This is a genomic window from Peribacillus sp. NPDC097197 (genome assembly GCF_050278025.1).
Lineage (GTDB): Bacteria > Bacillota > Bacilli > Bacillales > DSM-1321 > Peribacillus.
Genome location: NZ_JBNNST010000025.1, coordinates 13,372 through 30,013 on the forward strand (window position 1 = coordinate 13,372; position 16,642 = coordinate 30,013).

Consider the following 16,642-nt stretch of genomic DNA (forward strand, 5'->3'; position numbering starts at 1 on the left):
ATATTGTACCCGGATTACTTTGTTTCACGGTGAAGCGTGTGTTTCTTTAAGCGCGGGCAGTACTTTTTCAGTTCGATTCGATCAGGATGGTTTCGCTTATTTTTCGTCGTTATATAATTCCGCTCTCCCGTCTCTGTACATGCCAAGGTAATGTTTACTCTCATGTTTGTTCCCTCCTAAATGTTTTATAAATATCCTTAATCGTCATGATTATGGTTTATGATGTTTACCTTTATATAATAAAACGTAATGATTACTATTTGCAAGTTTTTTCGTAAGCTTTTTCGATTTCCCCTTGGTTCCCTACTCAACATCAACTATCTACATAAAGAAAAAGCAGGCTTCCCGACAATGTCAGGAAGCCTGCTTTTTTCTAAAAATACATCTTTAAATCTGGAATTTACGAACCACTTGCTTTAGCTCATCTGCCATAGAGGTCAATGAATGCACGGATGAATTGATTTCTTCCATCGATGCCAGTTGTTCTTCCGTTGAAGCCGCCACTTCTTCTGAATTGGCCGCATTTTCCTGTGCGTGTGCCGTTAATTTATTCGACGTTTCCGATACTTCATCTACACTGACTGAAATTTGTTGAATGGAAGCCGTGATTTCCTCGATTTTCGGAGTAATGTCTCTCGTACTTTGAAGGATCTGGGCGAATTTATTCGATGTTTCCACTGAAACCTTCACGCCCTGTTCCGCATTATCCATCACGTCTTTCATGATCGTAACAGAATTCCTTGTGTCGTCTTGCATTCCCATGATTAAATCCGTGATCAACTTGGTAGAGTTCTGAGATTGTTCAGCCAGTTTCTTCACTTCATCGGCCACCACGGCGAATCCCTTACCATGTTCGCCCGCCCTTGCCGCTTCGATTGCTGCATTTAATGCCAATAGATTCGTCTGTCCGGCAATGCCCGTAATTACATCGATAATATTCCCGATTTGATTAGAACGTTCCGATAAAGAATCGATAACCTGATTCGATTGGTTAACCGATTCATGGATGAATCTCATTTGCTTCAAGTTCTCCTCGACATAGTGGCTGCCCTCTTCTGCCTGTTTCTCGGTTTCTTTTGAAAGCTCTGACATGCTAGCCGTACTTTCGGTAATCCGTTCCACACCCTGGCTCACTTCATTCAGTGAACCGAGACTAATTTCCAGTTGCCTTGTTGAACTTTCAGAAGCCCCGGAGATTTCCTGTATCGAAAGAGCGATTGTTTCTGCTGCCAATTTCGATTGTTCAGAACTGACACTTAATTGCTCAGCCGATGATGTAACTTTATTCGTATTGGAGGAGATGGCCGTAATCGTCTGATGCAGATTTTGGGTCATCTTTTCAAAAGATTGATTTAACACATAAACCTCATCGCGGGTTCTTACCTCGATTTTTTCTATATTCAAATCTCCTTCAGCGACCCGGTTAGCCATTTTACTCAACTTCTCGATTGGTTTGGAAATAACGTTTGAAATCAATAATCCATCAGCCATCGCAAGCACGAAAGCTATCAGGCTTAGAATGATAATCTTCTTAGTTGCGGACTTAGATTTATCCTGAACCTCTTTCACCTTTTGCACCATGATGTCGTCTTTGATCCATGTATAGAATGAATTCGTTTGCTCAACCATTTTGGTACTGATGGGAACCACATTATCCCGGGCTAGGGACTTGGCTTTTTCAGGATCGGCTCGTACCGCTTCTACAGATTTACGACTCTCCTCAATCCATTCGTCATTTGATGCTTTGATTCCATCGAGCTCTTTGGTCATTTTATCTGAGTGCGACAAACCTCTCGCTTCTTTTATTAATTCATTGATGTTTTCATTCGATTCATACATTTTCTCTTTCATATCAGGTGTTTCATATAATAGATATCCTCTTAAATACGTTACCTGACGTGCTGCATCCGTCTGGATACTTTGAGTGATTGATTGAACCTCGGAGATATTATCAAGAATATAATCATACTTCTTGTTCATATCTTTCATACTGTGATAAGAAATGAAAGCTGAAACTCCAAAAATGATGGAGACAAGAAAAAAGCTTAGTAGTAACTTATTCTTTATGGATAATTTCATTCTTTTTTACCCCTCTATTTCTTTTGTAATGGTCACGCTTATCTATCCCTTTTCATATAAAAAGCCCACAATTAAAGTGGACGGTAAATATGTTCCCAAGGAGTAATAGTTTCCTTTTCTTTTATCGGTTAAGAAAAGGAAAAATTAAATGGAACATGGTGGTAAAATAAATATTATTTGTTAAACACTATCATTTAAGAGGGCAGGGGAATGCATGTTATTAAAAAACGCAACATATTTGAATGAAGAGTATGCCATTTCAAGGGGAAATCTGTTAATACATGAAGGGAAAATCGTCACAAATCCTTCTCTCTCTGAAGGGAATGCTTCTGTCGAAGAAATGGATTGTGAAGGATATATACTAATACCTGGATTATACAATGCTCATTTTCATGGTTATTCATTAACTGCCCAAGGACTTCAAAGGGATATGAAAATTGAAGAGTGGTGTAATGACAGCAAACAAGGACACCTTCAATCCGGATATTTTGAGAAAATCGATGCACTGACCAGAAGGGAATATGAAACGATTTGTATGAAGGCTTACGCAGATATGGTGAAGAAGGGAATCACGTTCGTCAGTGAATCAGAGCCAAGTAATTGGCCGGATGCGATTGCCGAAACCATCAACCGCATTGGAATGAAAGGTTTTGTCGATACCTATGAGAAGATTCCGGAATATCATGATCTGCAAAGTGGGCAGGTCAACTTTGGTACGCATTTGTTAGAAGAAGAGGATATCACGGATGAAACCCTTGCTCTCTGTGTTTCTAGTAAAAAGGACTTTGATTCCCTCTATACCACGCATGGGATGGAAAACCAATGGAGAAGGGACCTGATTTATTCTCAATACGGAAAGTCATCCATCGAGTTATATAAAGAGCAAGGGCTACTCGATAACAAGACGATTTTTTTCCATGGCGTTCACTTGAATGAAATAGATATCGATTTACTAGCTGAGGCAGGTTCCTCTGTCGTCCATTGTCCCGTCTCGAACCTAAGCACTGGAGCAGGTATAGCCCCCGTATCCAGCATGCTTGAAAAAGGGGTGAATGTTTGCATGGGATCTGATTATGCCAGTACCGATTTATGGGAAAATATGAAAATCGCCTATTATCTACTCAAAACGATGTCCCCGACACATCCGTTCACAGCGGAGAACATCTGGCAAATGGCAACGCAAAATGGCGCGTCCGCCTATCATCAGAACATGAGTGGAAGAATCAAGGATGGATTTCATGCAGATCTTGTCTTCATAAAAAAGAACCCCCTTATTCCAGAGGTCGATACAGACGAGTTTTCCACGACTGTGCATAATCTTTTACTTGAAACGAGCGAACCGTCCATTCATCATGTAATGGTCAACGGGGAATGGATCATGTTCAATCGCACCCTTACACACGTGGATGAGGAAGAAATGAACCGGGCATATAAAAAGATCCTGACGAAAGTCTATCATCAGGTTGTTGAATAGGTTTCAATGACACAGGGGCTGTCCCAAAAGGTGTAATTACCCCGTAATTGAATAAATAGTAAAAGGCAGAAACGTTGATTTAACAACATTTCTGCCTCTTTGTTTTTGCGGAATTCAATGGAATAAGGACTTATTAGACAGCCCCTTGTCTCATGATTTAAACGGCCCGCTTCTCCTCGGGTTGACCTTCTCCGGCCATGCTATAATGTGCATGTTTTTCCTGAACGAAAGCAATGGCGATCGCTCCTACTACCGCAGCGATTGCAATCAAGGAAAAGTTCATTTGAGCTGGCAGGTTCATCGTTAAGAGGATGCCTACAAAAGTTGGTGCAAAAATCCCACCTAGGCGACCGAACGCCATCGATGCCCCCACGCCACTGGAGCGCATGGAAGGTGGATAATATTGTGATACCATCGCGTTGCTTATATTCTGCACCCCGACCGACGATGCACCGATGAAACCAATCAATATATAGGCAAGCACCGCATTTTGTGTAAGACCGATGCTTGCAAGGGCAATGGCTCCACATACATACAGGGGAATCATGACTTTTTTGAAGCCTAGTTTATCCGTAAGCGGACCGAACGCAATCGTTCCGACGATCGCACCGACATTCATCATCGCAACAAATAGCAAACTAGAACTTAAACTATACCCTGCCTGGATCATCAATTTCGGCAGCCACGTGTTCATCGAATATATCAGGACAAAGCAGCTGAAACAGGAAATCCAAAACATGATTGTACTGAACCCTCGTTTTTTCTCAAATAATTTCACAATGGTTGAACCTTGTTCAGGTGCTTCCGTTCTTTCGAGTCTTGTCTCCCCATTCAAACTTAACTCTGGATTGACTTTCTTAAGAATCTGCTTTACTTCCTCGTTTTTCCCTTTTTCCAATAGGAAGACCGCCGACTCTGGAATCGCTTTAGCTATAAAGGGTAGGATCAATAGCGGCAAACCCGCAATCCAGAAAATCGGCCTCCATCCAAATTCCGGGAGTATGGCACGGCTGGCTAGGGCGGCTGCAATCGCTCCGACTGAATACCCACAGAATACAAAGGAAATCATCGCACTCCGAATCTTTTTCGGTGCGTACTCCGTTGTCAGGGCAATCACGTTCGGCATCACGCCTCCCAGTCCGATTCCTGAAATGACACGAAAAACGGTGAACAAGACTGGTCCACCAGCCACCCCGGATAAAGCAGTAAAAAGACTGAAGAGAGCCGTACAAAATAAGATGATTTTCTTACGTCCGACCTTATCGGCCAAGTAGCCAAAAAAGACCGCTCCGACCACCGTACCCATTACCGTATAACTGCCGATTGCTCCCGCTGTCACCGATGATATGGACCACTCCTCAATCAATGAAGGAACGATTGAACCATAGATGACCACATCATAACCGTCGACCAGGATAATGAAAAAACCCCAAAAAATTAATAGTAAATGAAACAGGTTAAAACGACTTTTATCTATCGTTTCACCAGCATGGACTGTCCTCAATCCTACACCTTCTTCCCCTTATTTAGTACGTTGAAGCACAAAAGCCAAAGAACAGACAGATGCGTATGACACGCACCTTTAATCAATTAGTATCAAAGTCGACCACAATTAAATCTTCAAGTCCAATCTCTTCTAAATAGGCAAGAATCGCTTGATGGGATGGATGCGGCAAGTATCCTTCAAGTGCCGTCCTGTCCTCAAATCTGGCAGTCATGCCTATCTCGTACCCTTGACTGCGCCCCGCAAAATTCCTTCCTTGCTGGATATCCAGTAAACCTGGTATAACATCTTTTAGAGCCAGAGTCCTAGAAATCAATTCATCCACTTGATCATCTGTTACATCTTCACTTAACTTAACCAAAACAATATGTTCAACCATTCTGCTCACCCTTATCTGCTATTTAAAACATGACGGTCAAAACCGGCAATTTGTTTATATTTATTGGCAATATCCTCTAGTTCCTGTTGTGATATGACATCATGTAAATGATCGAATCCCCCTGGAGCCCGGTCCTCGACAATCTGCATGACCTCTTCCGGTCCATTCTGACGATTGGCCAGCACGATGGCCGCCGTCTTCTCAAGACGTGATTCTTCATAAGCACATAAAGCCGCTTCTGCATGTACTCCACTTAAAATGGCTTCCCCTAACGCATCCGCATCCAGTATCGCCTGGGAAGCTCCATTGGAACCAATTGGGTACATCGGATGTGCGGCATCACCAAGCAACGTGATTCTGCCAAAGGACCAGCGTGGAAGAGGATCGCGATCGACCATTGGGAATTCGAAAACGGACTCCGTTTCCTCTATTAATTTAGGTACATTCAACCATCCAAAATCCCAATCGGCGAAAGCTTGGGCAAAGACTTCCTTCTCTACTTTCCGATTCCAATCACTTCGGGAAGGCGCATCCCCTTCAATCGTCAACTCCGCAATCCAGTTCATAAGCGAACGACCACTCTCTGCCAAAGGATCGACAGGATAAGCAACGAATTTCTGGTCTTGATAGCCAGCCATGATCATTGTCTTCTCGGTTAAAAAAGATGACGATTCTGTGATGCCACGCCATAAAATCCGGCCACTGAATTTAGGGTCACCTTCATTCGGATAATAGAATTTTCGAACTGTGGAATGGATGCCATCTGCTGCAATCATGATGTCTGCTTTATATGCCCCTAGATTTTCCCCTGTTTTTTTATTCACAAATTGAGCTTCCACGCAATCATCGAACAGTTGGAATGAAGATAGATGGTGACCGGTTATGACCGAGTCTTCCCCCAACTCTTCCTTGACCGCTTTTAGTAGCAGCATAAGAAGACTTCCACGATGGATGGAATATTGCGGCCAACGATATCCCGCATTCAGCCCCCTCGGTTCCTGCCAAATTTGTTGACCGTATTTATTGAAAAAGCTCAACTCGGCCGTAGGCAGTCCAATCTTCTGAAGTTCTTCCCCTAAGCCAAGCTCCGTAAGGACCCGTACAGCATGTGGAAGAAGATTGATGCCCACTCCCAATGCTTTTATCGTTTGTACACTTTCAAAAACTTGCACTGATACACCAACGCGGTGAAGTTTAAGGGCAGTAACAAGCCCGCCGATGCCCCCACCAGCAATAATTGCCGTATTCACTTTTGACACAGAAACCCCTCCAAATGACCTGATAAGTTATTCAAATATTTTAATTATTCTAATTATGTCACAAAACTCCAGTTTAGCAATATAAATTCTGGGATTATGCAATAAAATTTCATAGGATCATAAGGAAGTCTTACCTGTAAATCTGCTTCTACGCATAAAAAAGCTGATTGCGCATGCAATCAGCTCTCCTATTATTTATAAAATACTTTATCAATGTTGTATTTAGCATGAAGTGTATTGATGATGTACGTTTCATAGATTTCACGTTCCATCGCATCTTCTACGATGATAACCTCAATTTTTTTCACTTCATTACGATGTTCTTTAATCGGTGAAACATTATCCTCGAAATGCTTTTTGACTCTTTGTCTTAATTTACGTGCCTTTCCGACAAAGATCAACTCGTCCTTCTCATTATAAAACATGATGATGCCGCCCTTATCACGGGGAATCAAATGGAAATCAATGAATCCGAAGATTTCCGGGATGATGGCTTCATCGCCCTCAATCACTTGTTTTCTTTGTTTAATGCTGATATCCGCTGCTGGGATTTTAATATTAATCATCAAAAGTCACGTCCTCTATTTGTATATGTATGTGAGTGCTGGAAATAGTTATATTGATAAATCACACTATGTTCTAGTGGAATATAATGGGCTTGTTCAAGCTCTTTCCAACACTTGCTCTACCATGTCCTTAAAAGTAGATGGTATCATAATTTTGGCGGAAAAGCCATGGCATGAACAGGCAATGGACCCTTGTATTTTTTTAAGGAAGGAAAAGAAGAAGACCCGTTACGAGTCTCCTTCTCCATGATCAGAAATATCCGTTACCACCTGTGGGCCTTCGCATTGCTTCTTAGTATAATGTTCGTTTGCGATACTTCCGTATGGCCATTTACTTGAGACTTCGAACGCTTAGGTCTTGTCCAATTATGGTGAAACTTTTGAGAATGTGGATCTAATTGATCTTTATAACTCATGTTGTATCACCTCATCGTAAAAGATTGGGATATTTCTTTTCAAAGCAATAGGAGGTTCCTATCACAGTTTTAGTATGGATTGGGGACGAGTAAACATACATTACTTCTTAAAAAGAAAATTCTACCTTTTTCCCTTTCGAAAGCACTTTCCCTTCACCATTTACGGCATCACTGGTCAGAACCGAAATCCTCCTCACGTCTTCCTTTTTGAGGATGAACCCGATATTCCCTTGCTTTGAGCCCTTCGCTTTTATATGCCCATTCAAATTCTCCAGGTAAATATCATCTTTCCAAGTCAAATGTTCTCCCCCATCCGTCTGAAGAAAAGCGACCGGGGAAATCTTGGCGTCCGCATTGGTAGGATTATGGACTTTCACATTCATTTTCACGATATCGAATGCGTGTTCATGGGTGTAACCATGAAAGAAGTCAATCATGCTATAATCCGGAACCACATGCATCACCTTGATATCCTTCATTTCTACCGTGATTGGCCCGACCTTCACGGTTTCATTTATCGGCTTATACTCTTTTACTGTCAATTCGCCTCGTGAATCGGAAACCTGTTGGCCGACTTGTTTCAAATCACGATCATCCGGTAACTGGGGGTTAGGAACATAGACATCCTTCTTCACCAATGGTTTTTCCTTTTCCTCTGTCTTTTCTATTACGTTTGGTTTTTCATCAAAAGCTGGCTGCGTATTAAGTGCACCAAATGTGGTTAATAAAAAGGCACCAAAAAGTAGTTTGTTCACCGAATCCCTCCCAGCGTTTTATTTTCCTTTATTTAATAAGTCGAAGATGATCGTGGCATGATCCGTGTTATCGACCTGTCCGGCAAAACGGTCCTTGTAGGGCCCGAATGCATAGACGGGCACATCTTCCCCCGTATGTCCCCCGGTAGTCCAAGCCGTATTGGATCTGTTATCAAAAATGGCTTCGATTGCATTATCAATCGTCGTAACATGTTTACTTGTTGTGGCATCCTTGACGGATTGGATTTCCTCGTTTGTAAGCTTCACTTTCTTTTGATCAATATACCTTTTCAAGGTTTTTTCAACATCCTCACCCTTTACGATGGCATCCGCCATGAAGTCAGGTGTCCGTTTGGCAGCCTTAATCGGCTCACCGGACCAATTATAGACTCCCTTCGCTCCGATTGAGAACCCTCCCGTGGAATGGTCAGCCGTAGCGACAACTAAGGTATGTTTATCTTTTTTCGCGAACTCGATGGCTGACTTGTAGGCTTTTCCAAAATCCTCCATTTCACTCATCGCCCCGACAATGTCGTTATCATGGCCAGCCCAATCAATTTGACTTCCTTCCACCATCAAGAAGAATCCATCTTTATCTTTATTCAGGCGTTGAATCGCCGAGTCCGTCATCTCTTCCAATGAAGGCGTTTCATTGGTGCGGTCAATCATTTTAGGCAAACCTTCTGAAGCGAACAACCCAAGCACCTGTTTATTTTTATCCTTTAGGAGCTGCTTTTTATCGGTAACATAACTATATCCATCTTTTTTGAACGCTTTTGTCAAATCGACATCCGGCCGGACAAAATTCGATTGGCCTCCCCCCAAGAGGACATCGATTTTATGTTGACCGTCTATTAGGTCCCGGTAATAATCATCAGCAATTCCATTCATGTTTTTCCGGTTTTCGTCATGGGCACCGAATGATGCTGGGGTGGCGTGGGTAATTTCCGATGTGGCGACAAGACCGGTTGATTTCCCGCTTTCCTTGGCCGCTTCCAATACCGTTTTCACTTCTGTCTTATCGTTATCGACTGCGATTGCTGCGTTATACGTTTTCACCCCGGCTGACATCGCGGTTGCTGCAGAAGCGGAATCCGTGATATTTTGTGTCGGATCTTCTGGGTATGTCATCTGCTGACCCACCAAGTATGGATCGAATGCCGTCCTTTCAGCCACCGTCGTAGAAGGTCTATCTTTTAAATAACGGTAGGCGGATGTATAAGAGACACCCATTCCGTCCCCTATCATGAAAATGACGTTTCTAATCTCCGGTTCTTTCTTAGGCTTTCCTTTTGCCAGGACATAGTTGTTTGTGACCGACCATGTAAGACTTCCAAGAGCTAATGCGGAAATGATGGCAACAGGCAAAATCTTTTTACTGAATGAACGTTTCAAGAAAACGACCTCCTACTGATTTAATGGATGATTCAGTTAAAATATACCGCAGGAAGATGAACCTACTGTGAAGGGAGTGTAAATATATGGGGGTTTTATGTAAATGAATAGTAAAGAAAAGGAAAATAGGTGGAGAATGAATAGGTTCAGGGACTGCTACAACAAAGACAAGTTCCGCCACTTCAAAAGAAGTCTTCCAGTTCATGAAAGAAAGCACACACTAAAAAAAGACCGCCCCAGAAGAGGCAGTCCATGCTGGATTATTCTTCCCCTTCGCCTGGGGCTGGGCGTCATCGGTCAAAACATAATTATTGATAGCGTAAACGCTATGCTGATAAATCGGGATGTCCATTTTTTTGCATCGCTCGTTGATTCAGTAATTTAAATAATGGCGGCAAAGTCACATACACCATCAACACCCTGAGTACCTGAACAGCAACGACAAACATCGGGTCGGATTCGAGGGCTACTGAAGTGGCGGTCATTTCCGCAACTCCTCCAGGCGCAAAGGCCAATGAAGTAGTCATAAAGGACATTCCAGTCATTCTGGAATCGATATATGCACAAAGGATCATCATGAATATAAAAGCAACGGTACTTAATGAAGAGACGACCAGAATTTTTTTCATTCCTACGAACATTCCCCTATTGAACTTGGATCCCACACTTGCCCCAATCATAATTTGTGAAACAATCATGATGCTATCTGGCCACCAGGCAATCAAATCCACCCCGGCAATGAGTGAACCGGAAGCTTGAAAAAATGCAACCGTCAACATACTGCCTACTAGCCACGGCGCAGGTAACTTGAGGATTTTTCCGACATGGAAACCACCCCAGGCAGCGAGAGCCAGCACAAGCGTCCATCCTATTTCAACTTTATTAAAACTTTCCACCCCACCGAAAAAACGAGCCGGAGTTGAGGCTAATGGATTAGCTCCAAGTACAAAGAAAGGTACAATCATGACAACCAAAAAAATCCGGATGGTTTGTATGATCGTCACAACTCCGGTATTGGCCCCTGCTTCCTGAGCCATTCCTGGCATAGCTGAAAGACCTCCCGGTGCCGTAGAAAAGAAACTCGTCAGCATATCCATTTTACATAACTTGTACAAAAGAAAACCGGAGCCTAAAGAAAACAACAACGATAAAGCCAAGACGATGATGATCGTGATGCTATTTTCCATGAATATTCTCAACACGGAAAGGTTGAGTTGTAAGCCCAATTCAATGCCGAGCAGGCATTGTCCTGTTCTTAACCAAATTTGCATGCTATTCGATTGACTATCAGGTAACTTCAAGAAAGCTGGCTTCCAAAAAGAAAGCAGGGCGGACATCAACAGGGATCCGATCATCCATCCGATGGATAATCCCGTTGACGCCAGAAAAGCCCCTCCTAGGCCGCATAGTATCACTAGCCAAATGCCTTTCATTGTATCTACTAATCGCTCCATTCGATGACCTTCCCACTTTTATTTTTCATCTTTTCGTACAAATCTCAAAGAAACGAATATACCTGTTCACTCTTTCCTTGCCACTAATAACATCGCCTGCCCTTGGAAAGAGAGAACTTGGTTTTCAACAACCTCGATTGAAAGAAAATCGGTTGTTTCCTTTTCAGCCGCAATCATATAGGCCATCAATTCATTTTGATCCTTTTCAGGAAGCTGCATCATTTCACACCACTTCTTAAATTCGAACTTTTTTTTGAATGTCGTAAAACTTTCAATAATAAAGCCTGTGTTTTCAATAAGTGAAATCCATTCAGTTTTTTTATAGGCCCTGTAATGGCTAGGATCCCTTTTCTTTTCTATATAGTTATAAAAGTGATCGTATTCATCCTTTTCGGCTGCAACGTTATCTATTAGGAGGAAAAGGCCATTTCTTTCTAAGACCCGGTTTGACTCCATTACAAATCGGTTTATGTGCGGGAAATGGTGGGGTGCAATCCGACATGTAACCGTCCCAAATGATTGATCGGAAAAAGGGAGCTGCTCGGCATCTCCTTGAACAAACGATACATTTCCAATGCCATTTGAGGTGATGAATTTCTCTGCTTTCTCTAACATTTCAGGGGTCAAGTCAAGAGCGGTCACTTGTTTAAATAGTGGAGCTAAAGCTTTGACCACATGACCGCCTCCCGTTGCGATGTCCAAAAGGTTATCCTTTCTGTTCTTTTCCACGATCTTTATAAGTAAATCCAGATCTTCTCCACTCGCATGCGTTTTGCTCGTCACATAGTTGGCAGCGTTTTTTCCAAATTGGGAAAGAACTTGATCTTTTTCTCCCATCTTAAAGCCTCCTTCTTCTCGCTTCCTTTCCAAATAAAGAAAACCGAATTTTCTAATATAGAAAAAGTCGGCTTCCTTATCTTCATCCATTATTCTTTACTGAGTAACCGTGTCTCTTCGGTTTTCCAAGGCATACGAAGCGGCAGATGTTCCTGCAAGTTTACCATATACAGAACCTGACATTAACCCAGATCCGCCTGGATAGTTTTCGTAGAAAATCCCTCCGACCATTTCACCCGCAGCGAACAGTCCCGCAATAGGTGCTTCCTCTTCATTCAATACCTCGCCTACCGTGTTGACATGTATTCCACCAAACGAAAAAGTGATTCCACATGTTACCGGGAAAGCATAAAATGGACCTTGTTCAATGCGAAGTGCCCAATTTGATTTTGGTGGGGTAATTCCATCCGTTCCTTTACCGTCTTTTTCCGTAGGATTATAATTTCCTTCTTGTACAGAATGGTTATACTCCTCAATCGTTTTCAAGAATTGTGCTTGATTGACCGGCAGCAAATTAGCAAGTTCTTCGAGCGTATCCGCCTGATAAATGGTAGCCTCTTCAAGGTCATACTCTTTACGCAGATACGGTCGCACCTGAGAATCATAAATCTGATAGGCTACATGATCAGGCTGTTTCAAGATTTCCCTTCCATACTTGGCATATGTATAGTTTCGGAAATCCGCACCCTCATCGACAAACCTGTTTCCATCTTTATTAAGCATGATGCTTAAAGGATAAGAATGTTTTTTGAAGATGTCTCCTGGTTTCGTAAAATCACCGACTTTTGGAGCATTATAATCCGTCCCAATTGAATGGCAGCCAGACCATTGCCCATATTTCTGTGCTCCTACCTCCAAAGCCATAGTTAACCCGTCTCCAGTATTATATTCCGTTCCTCTCACAATAGCCGCATTCCATTCCTCACCAATAAATTCGCTCCGTAGCTTTTTATCTGCTTCAAACCCGCCACACGCTAAAACGATGCTTGTCGTATGGATCGTTAGCTCCTTGCCTTCTTGCTGTACAACGATTGACTTGATCTGATTATTCTCGAGCTTCAGCTCGGTAGCGCGCGTCTCGTACCAAACCTCTATGCCAAGTTCTATCACACGTTCATTCAGTTTTCTAATCAGCCCTACACCTTTATCATTGGTTTTTAACGGAAGACCACCCCAAAATATCCGTTTGCCGTCTTTTTCAAAAGATTGGTTTTCATAATTCAGTTCAAATTCAATGCCATGGCCCTGCATCCATTGAATGGTTTTATAGGATTGAGTAACCAATTGCTTCGCCAATTGAGGATCACTCTGTCCTTTCGTAACCCTCATGAGATCATCATAGTATTCTGTTTCACTATAAACGGGCACATGAATTTTCTCGGCTTCCTCGTCAGTGATAGAAGGAATGATTTTTCTGATATCATCCAGACCATTATAAGCAGTGCGAATGGCTCCATCCGTAAAGAATGAATTTCCACCTCTCTTTTGCTTCGGTCCTCGCTCGAGTACTAGTACGCTTGCGCCTTTTTCTCTAGCTGCTATAGCTGCACATAAAGCGGCATTTCCCGCTCCTACTACTATTATATCGAAATTAGATTGAACCATATATCTTCCTCCTAACAATTTTTTACTTGAGCTAAGCTTAATACACTTCAAAAAATAAATGAAATATATAAATTTAGCTTAAGTCGATAAAAAATATTTATAACCAAACAAAAAAAAGACTTAGGATGGAGTCATTCCATATCCCTAAGCCCGTTTTATTATCTTTCCTTAACAAGGAAATCCACAAAAGCTTTTACTACCGAAAGATTTAAAAAATTGGCATCGTACATTAACCACGTGTTCCGTTGCAAAGGTGGTCCCTGTTTATCTTTTAAGCATAACTTATGTAGAAAATCATTGGGCTGTAGAGACATCTCCGGGATTATTGCCACCCCTAATTCATTTTTGACCATTTCCTTGCATGTCTCCAGCTTATCTACTTCCATGGTGATACGAGGTGGAGACGAAAACTGATCATGCCACCAATCACTGATTAAATTTTTCAATGAGTTGTCGGTATGATAATTAATGAACGGCAAGCTCGGCAGCTCCTCTATCGTAATCTCTCTTTTCGAAATCAGATATAACCTCTCTTGGGATAATAGGGACTTTTCTCCCTTCCATTGATAGTTGTTCCGCACGATCCCCACATGTACCTTTGATGAATCCAGGAGGCTCATGATTTCGGTACTCCATCCCGTATTTAAATTAAATTGTATATCTGGATATTGCTTCGAAAATCTTTTCAAGATTTCAGGCAACTTATACCGTGCAAAATTACTGGAAACACCTAAACGCAACGTTCCATTGATTCCATCATTCATATTCATCACATGGTCTTTCGTTTGTTGCAATTTCCTTTGCATTTCCTCGGCGTACTTGACTATATAGTCGCCCTCAGAGGTAAAATCGATTCCTTTCTTCGTCTTGAAAAATAAAGCTACGCCAAACTCTGCTTCTATATTCTTTAATCGATAGCTTAAAGCTGGCTGCGATATATATAGTCGTTCTGCCGTGCGTGTAATGCTTTTCTCCTCATGAAGTATGTTTAAGAAAATCCAATCCTTTTCATCCATTCGAACCCGCCTTTTCTAATGTTATAATTTGTATTTATAAGATATTAAAGAAAGTATACATTGAATTTATGAGTTTATCGAATACCCTTTCCTCTCTTTCGACTTCTTCCAAGCCTAAATAGTTTAGTATGCTTTAGCGTTACTTCCTCCTTTAGGTACCAAAAAAGAACCCCTGACATTCCCCTTAAGATTGTGATGATGTACATAGGTTATAAACTTTTTTAATGACAAATCGAAAAAAATATATATTTAACTTATTAACTTTCCTGTATTACTATTTAACAAAGATAACCAATAACAACATTGAGGTGATGCAAATAGGAATTTTTAAAATTAATTTTCTGAATAATCAATCAAGAAAAGTCTTTATTGTAAGCGTATTCAAAAGGAGGGGAACCGTCCATTGCTAACTATATTAGGAGTTTCCATGGTTACTATCTTTACATATTTGATTATGACCAAAAAGATGTCACCGATTGTGGCTTTAACACTTATACCTATCATTTTCGCTATAATTGGTGGCTTTGCTTCTGATATCGGTCCCATGATGCTTGAGGGGATAAAGCTCGTTGCACCTTCAGCCGCTTTATTATTATTCGCTATATTGTTTTTTGGAGTGATGATCGATGCTGGGTTATTCGACCCGCTTATCGCAAAAATATTACAGATCGTTAAACGGGACCCTGTCAAAATTGCGATAGGGACAGCCATTCTATCCCTCATGGTAGCATTAGATGGGGATGGCACAACCACATATATGATCGTGGTTTCAGCCATGCTTCCTCTTTATAAACGAATTGGCATGAATCCTTTGATAATGGCCACTATCGCTATGCTCTCCTTAAGTGTAATGAGTGGCATGACACCATGGGGAGGCCCCGCTACACGGGTCATAGCTGTTTTGGGTCTTGATGCTTCAGAATTCTTCGTTCCCCTCATACCAACAATGATCGGGGGAGCTTTATGGGTGACCTTCATTGCTTTTTTACTTGGAAAAAAAGAACGCAAACGGCTTGGAAGTATCCCTTTCCCATACGCAGAAGAGGATTCTATCGCTCAATCTGAGACTGCCGCTACTATAGAGGACACTCTCATTAAAGAAGAAAGCGATATTAAAAGGCCTAAGTTATTGTGGGTAAATCTCTTGATCGTCCTATCCATCATGACTACTCTTATACTGAACCTACTGCCTGCTCCCGTATTGTTTCTGATTGGCTTCATCCTTGCCCTGCTGATAAATTACCCAGACTTAGAGAAGCAAAAAGAACGGATGCTAGCTCACTCAGGTAACGCTCTAATCGTGGTCATCCTTGTTTTTGCAGCTGGCGTTTTTGCTGGAATTTTATCCGGAACAAAAATGGTGGACGCAATGGCCAACACCTTGGTTTCCATCATTCCGGAATCTTTAGGCGCCTTCTTCCCTTTAATCGTAGCGTTTACCAGTATGCCTTTTACTTTTGTATTATCAAACGACGCCTATTATTTTGGAGTCTTGCCCATCCTTGCTGAAGCGGCCTCCGCGTATGGGATTGCCCCTATTGAAATTGCCCGGGCTTCCATATTGGGCCAACCCGTTCACTTAATGAGTCCATTAGTCGCTTCGACCATCTTATTAGTCGGCATGATTGGGAAAGATATAGGTGACCATCAACGTTTTGCTTTAAAATGGGCCATTCTTTCATCCCTGATTCTCACTGGATTGGCGATATTGACTGGGGCCATATCCTTCATGTGATACACATTTTTTAACTATTACATCCATCTACCAATAATAATCCTTAAGCAAAAGCACTCCATTCCTGGAGTGCTTCAGTTTGTCGACAAAAGGGGTCCGGAATGATTTCATTCCGGACCCCTTTTTGATATTTTCTTGAAATTTCGCTCAAAATTTAGAATATAGGTC

General features: G+C 41.8%; 15 protein-coding genes. 2 read left to right on the forward strand and 13 right to left on the reverse strand.

Annotated features, from left to right (window positions below):
* Positions 1–14: 14 nt before the first annotated feature.
* Positions 15–164, reverse strand: coding sequence for a 50S ribosomal protein L33 (rpmG, locus tag ACQKL6_RS19955; protein ID WP_427651788.1), 150 nt, complete (start codon positions 162–164; stop codon positions 15–17).
* A gap of 223 nt (positions 165–387) precedes the next feature.
* A complete protein-coding gene (locus ACQKL6_RS19960) occupies positions 388–2,079 on the reverse strand; it encodes a methyl-accepting chemotaxis protein (RefSeq protein WP_427651789.1) in 1,692 nt (563 codons plus the stop codon).
* Between the two features lie 214 nt (positions 2,080–2,293).
* Between ACQKL6_RS19960 and ACQKL6_RS19965 the strand changes: the two genes are divergently transcribed.
* Positions 2,294–3,553, forward strand: a complete 1,260-nt coding sequence (locus tag ACQKL6_RS19965; protein ID WP_427651790.1) for an amidohydrolase family protein — start codon at positions 2,294–2,296, stop codon at positions 3,551–3,553.
* A 157-nt stretch (positions 3,554–3,710) separates the two neighbouring features.
* On the opposite strand, the gene ACQKL6_RS19970 is transcribed toward ACQKL6_RS19965, so the two are convergent.
* The 11 genes from ACQKL6_RS19970 to ACQKL6_RS20020 all read right to left on the reverse strand — a co-directional run bounded on the left by ACQKL6_RS19970 (position 3,711) and on the right by ACQKL6_RS20020 (position 14,739).
* Complete coding sequence (locus ACQKL6_RS19970) at positions 3,711–5,057, reverse strand: MFS transporter (RefSeq protein ID WP_427651791.1); 1,347 nt, start codon at positions 5,055–5,057, stop codon at positions 3,711–3,713.
* Between the two features lie 82 nt (positions 5,058–5,139).
* Positions 5,140–5,436, reverse strand: coding sequence for a Dabb family protein (locus ACQKL6_RS19975; protein WP_407407039.1), 297 nt, complete (start codon positions 5,434–5,436; stop codon positions 5,140–5,142).
* An 11-nt stretch (positions 5,437–5,447) separates the two neighbouring features.
* The gene (locus ACQKL6_RS19980) at positions 5,448–6,695 is read right to left on the reverse strand and encodes a flavin-dependent oxidoreductase (protein WP_427651792.1); all 1,248 of its coding nucleotides are present in this window, start codon (positions 6,693–6,695) and stop codon (positions 5,448–5,450) included.
* 191 nt (positions 6,696–6,886) lie between these two features.
* Positions 6,887–7,261 (reverse strand): nucleotide excision repair endonuclease, encoded by a 375-nt coding sequence (locus tag ACQKL6_RS19985; RefSeq protein WP_402871219.1) that lies wholly within the window; start codon positions 7,259–7,261, stop codon positions 6,887–6,889.
* A gap of 263 nt (positions 7,262–7,524) precedes the next feature.
* The gene (locus ACQKL6_RS19990; RefSeq protein WP_402871217.1) at positions 7,525–7,677 is read right to left on the reverse strand and encodes a YpzG family protein; all 153 of its coding nucleotides are present in this window, start codon (positions 7,675–7,677) and stop codon (positions 7,525–7,527) included.
* Positions 7,678–7,784: 107 nt separating this feature from the next.
* The gene (locus ACQKL6_RS19995) at positions 7,785–8,432 is read right to left on the reverse strand and encodes a DUF4352 domain-containing protein (RefSeq protein WP_427651793.1); all 648 of its coding nucleotides are present in this window, start codon (positions 8,430–8,432) and stop codon (positions 7,785–7,787) included.
* A gap of 18 nt (positions 8,433–8,450) precedes the next feature.
* On the reverse strand, positions 8,451–9,827 hold the full coding sequence (locus ACQKL6_RS20000; RefSeq protein ID WP_427651794.1) for an alkaline phosphatase: 1,377 nt from the start codon (positions 9,825–9,827) through the stop codon (positions 8,451–8,453).
* A gap of 326 nt (positions 9,828–10,153) precedes the next feature.
* A complete protein-coding gene (locus tag ACQKL6_RS20005) occupies positions 10,154–11,281 on the reverse strand; it encodes an AbrB family transcriptional regulator (protein ID WP_407407043.1) in 1,128 nt (375 codons plus the stop codon).
* Positions 11,282–11,347: 66 nt separating this feature from the next.
* Positions 11,348–12,118, reverse strand: coding sequence for a class I SAM-dependent methyltransferase (locus ACQKL6_RS20010; RefSeq protein WP_427651795.1), 771 nt, complete (start codon positions 12,116–12,118; stop codon positions 11,348–11,350).
* 96 nt (positions 12,119–12,214) lie between these two features.
* Positions 12,215–13,723 carry an FAD-dependent tricarballylate dehydrogenase TcuA gene (gene tcuA, locus ACQKL6_RS20015; RefSeq protein WP_427651797.1) on the reverse strand — a complete coding sequence of 503 codons (1,509 nt, stop codon included), beginning with the start codon at positions 13,721–13,723 and terminating at the stop codon, positions 12,215–12,217.
* Positions 13,724–13,881: 158 nt separating this feature from the next.
* Positions 13,882–14,739 carry a LysR family transcriptional regulator gene (locus ACQKL6_RS20020; protein ID WP_427651799.1) on the reverse strand — a complete coding sequence of 286 codons (858 nt, stop codon included), beginning with the start codon at positions 14,737–14,739 and terminating at the stop codon, positions 13,882–13,884.
* Between the two features lie 403 nt (positions 14,740–15,142).
* On the opposite strand from ACQKL6_RS20020, the gene ACQKL6_RS20025 reads away from it, so the two are divergent.
* On the forward strand, positions 15,143–16,474 hold the full coding sequence (locus tag ACQKL6_RS20025; RefSeq protein WP_402989898.1) for a CitMHS family transporter: 1,332 nt from the start codon (positions 15,143–15,145) through the stop codon (positions 16,472–16,474).
* The last annotated feature ends 168 nt before the right edge of the window (positions 16,475–16,642 follow it).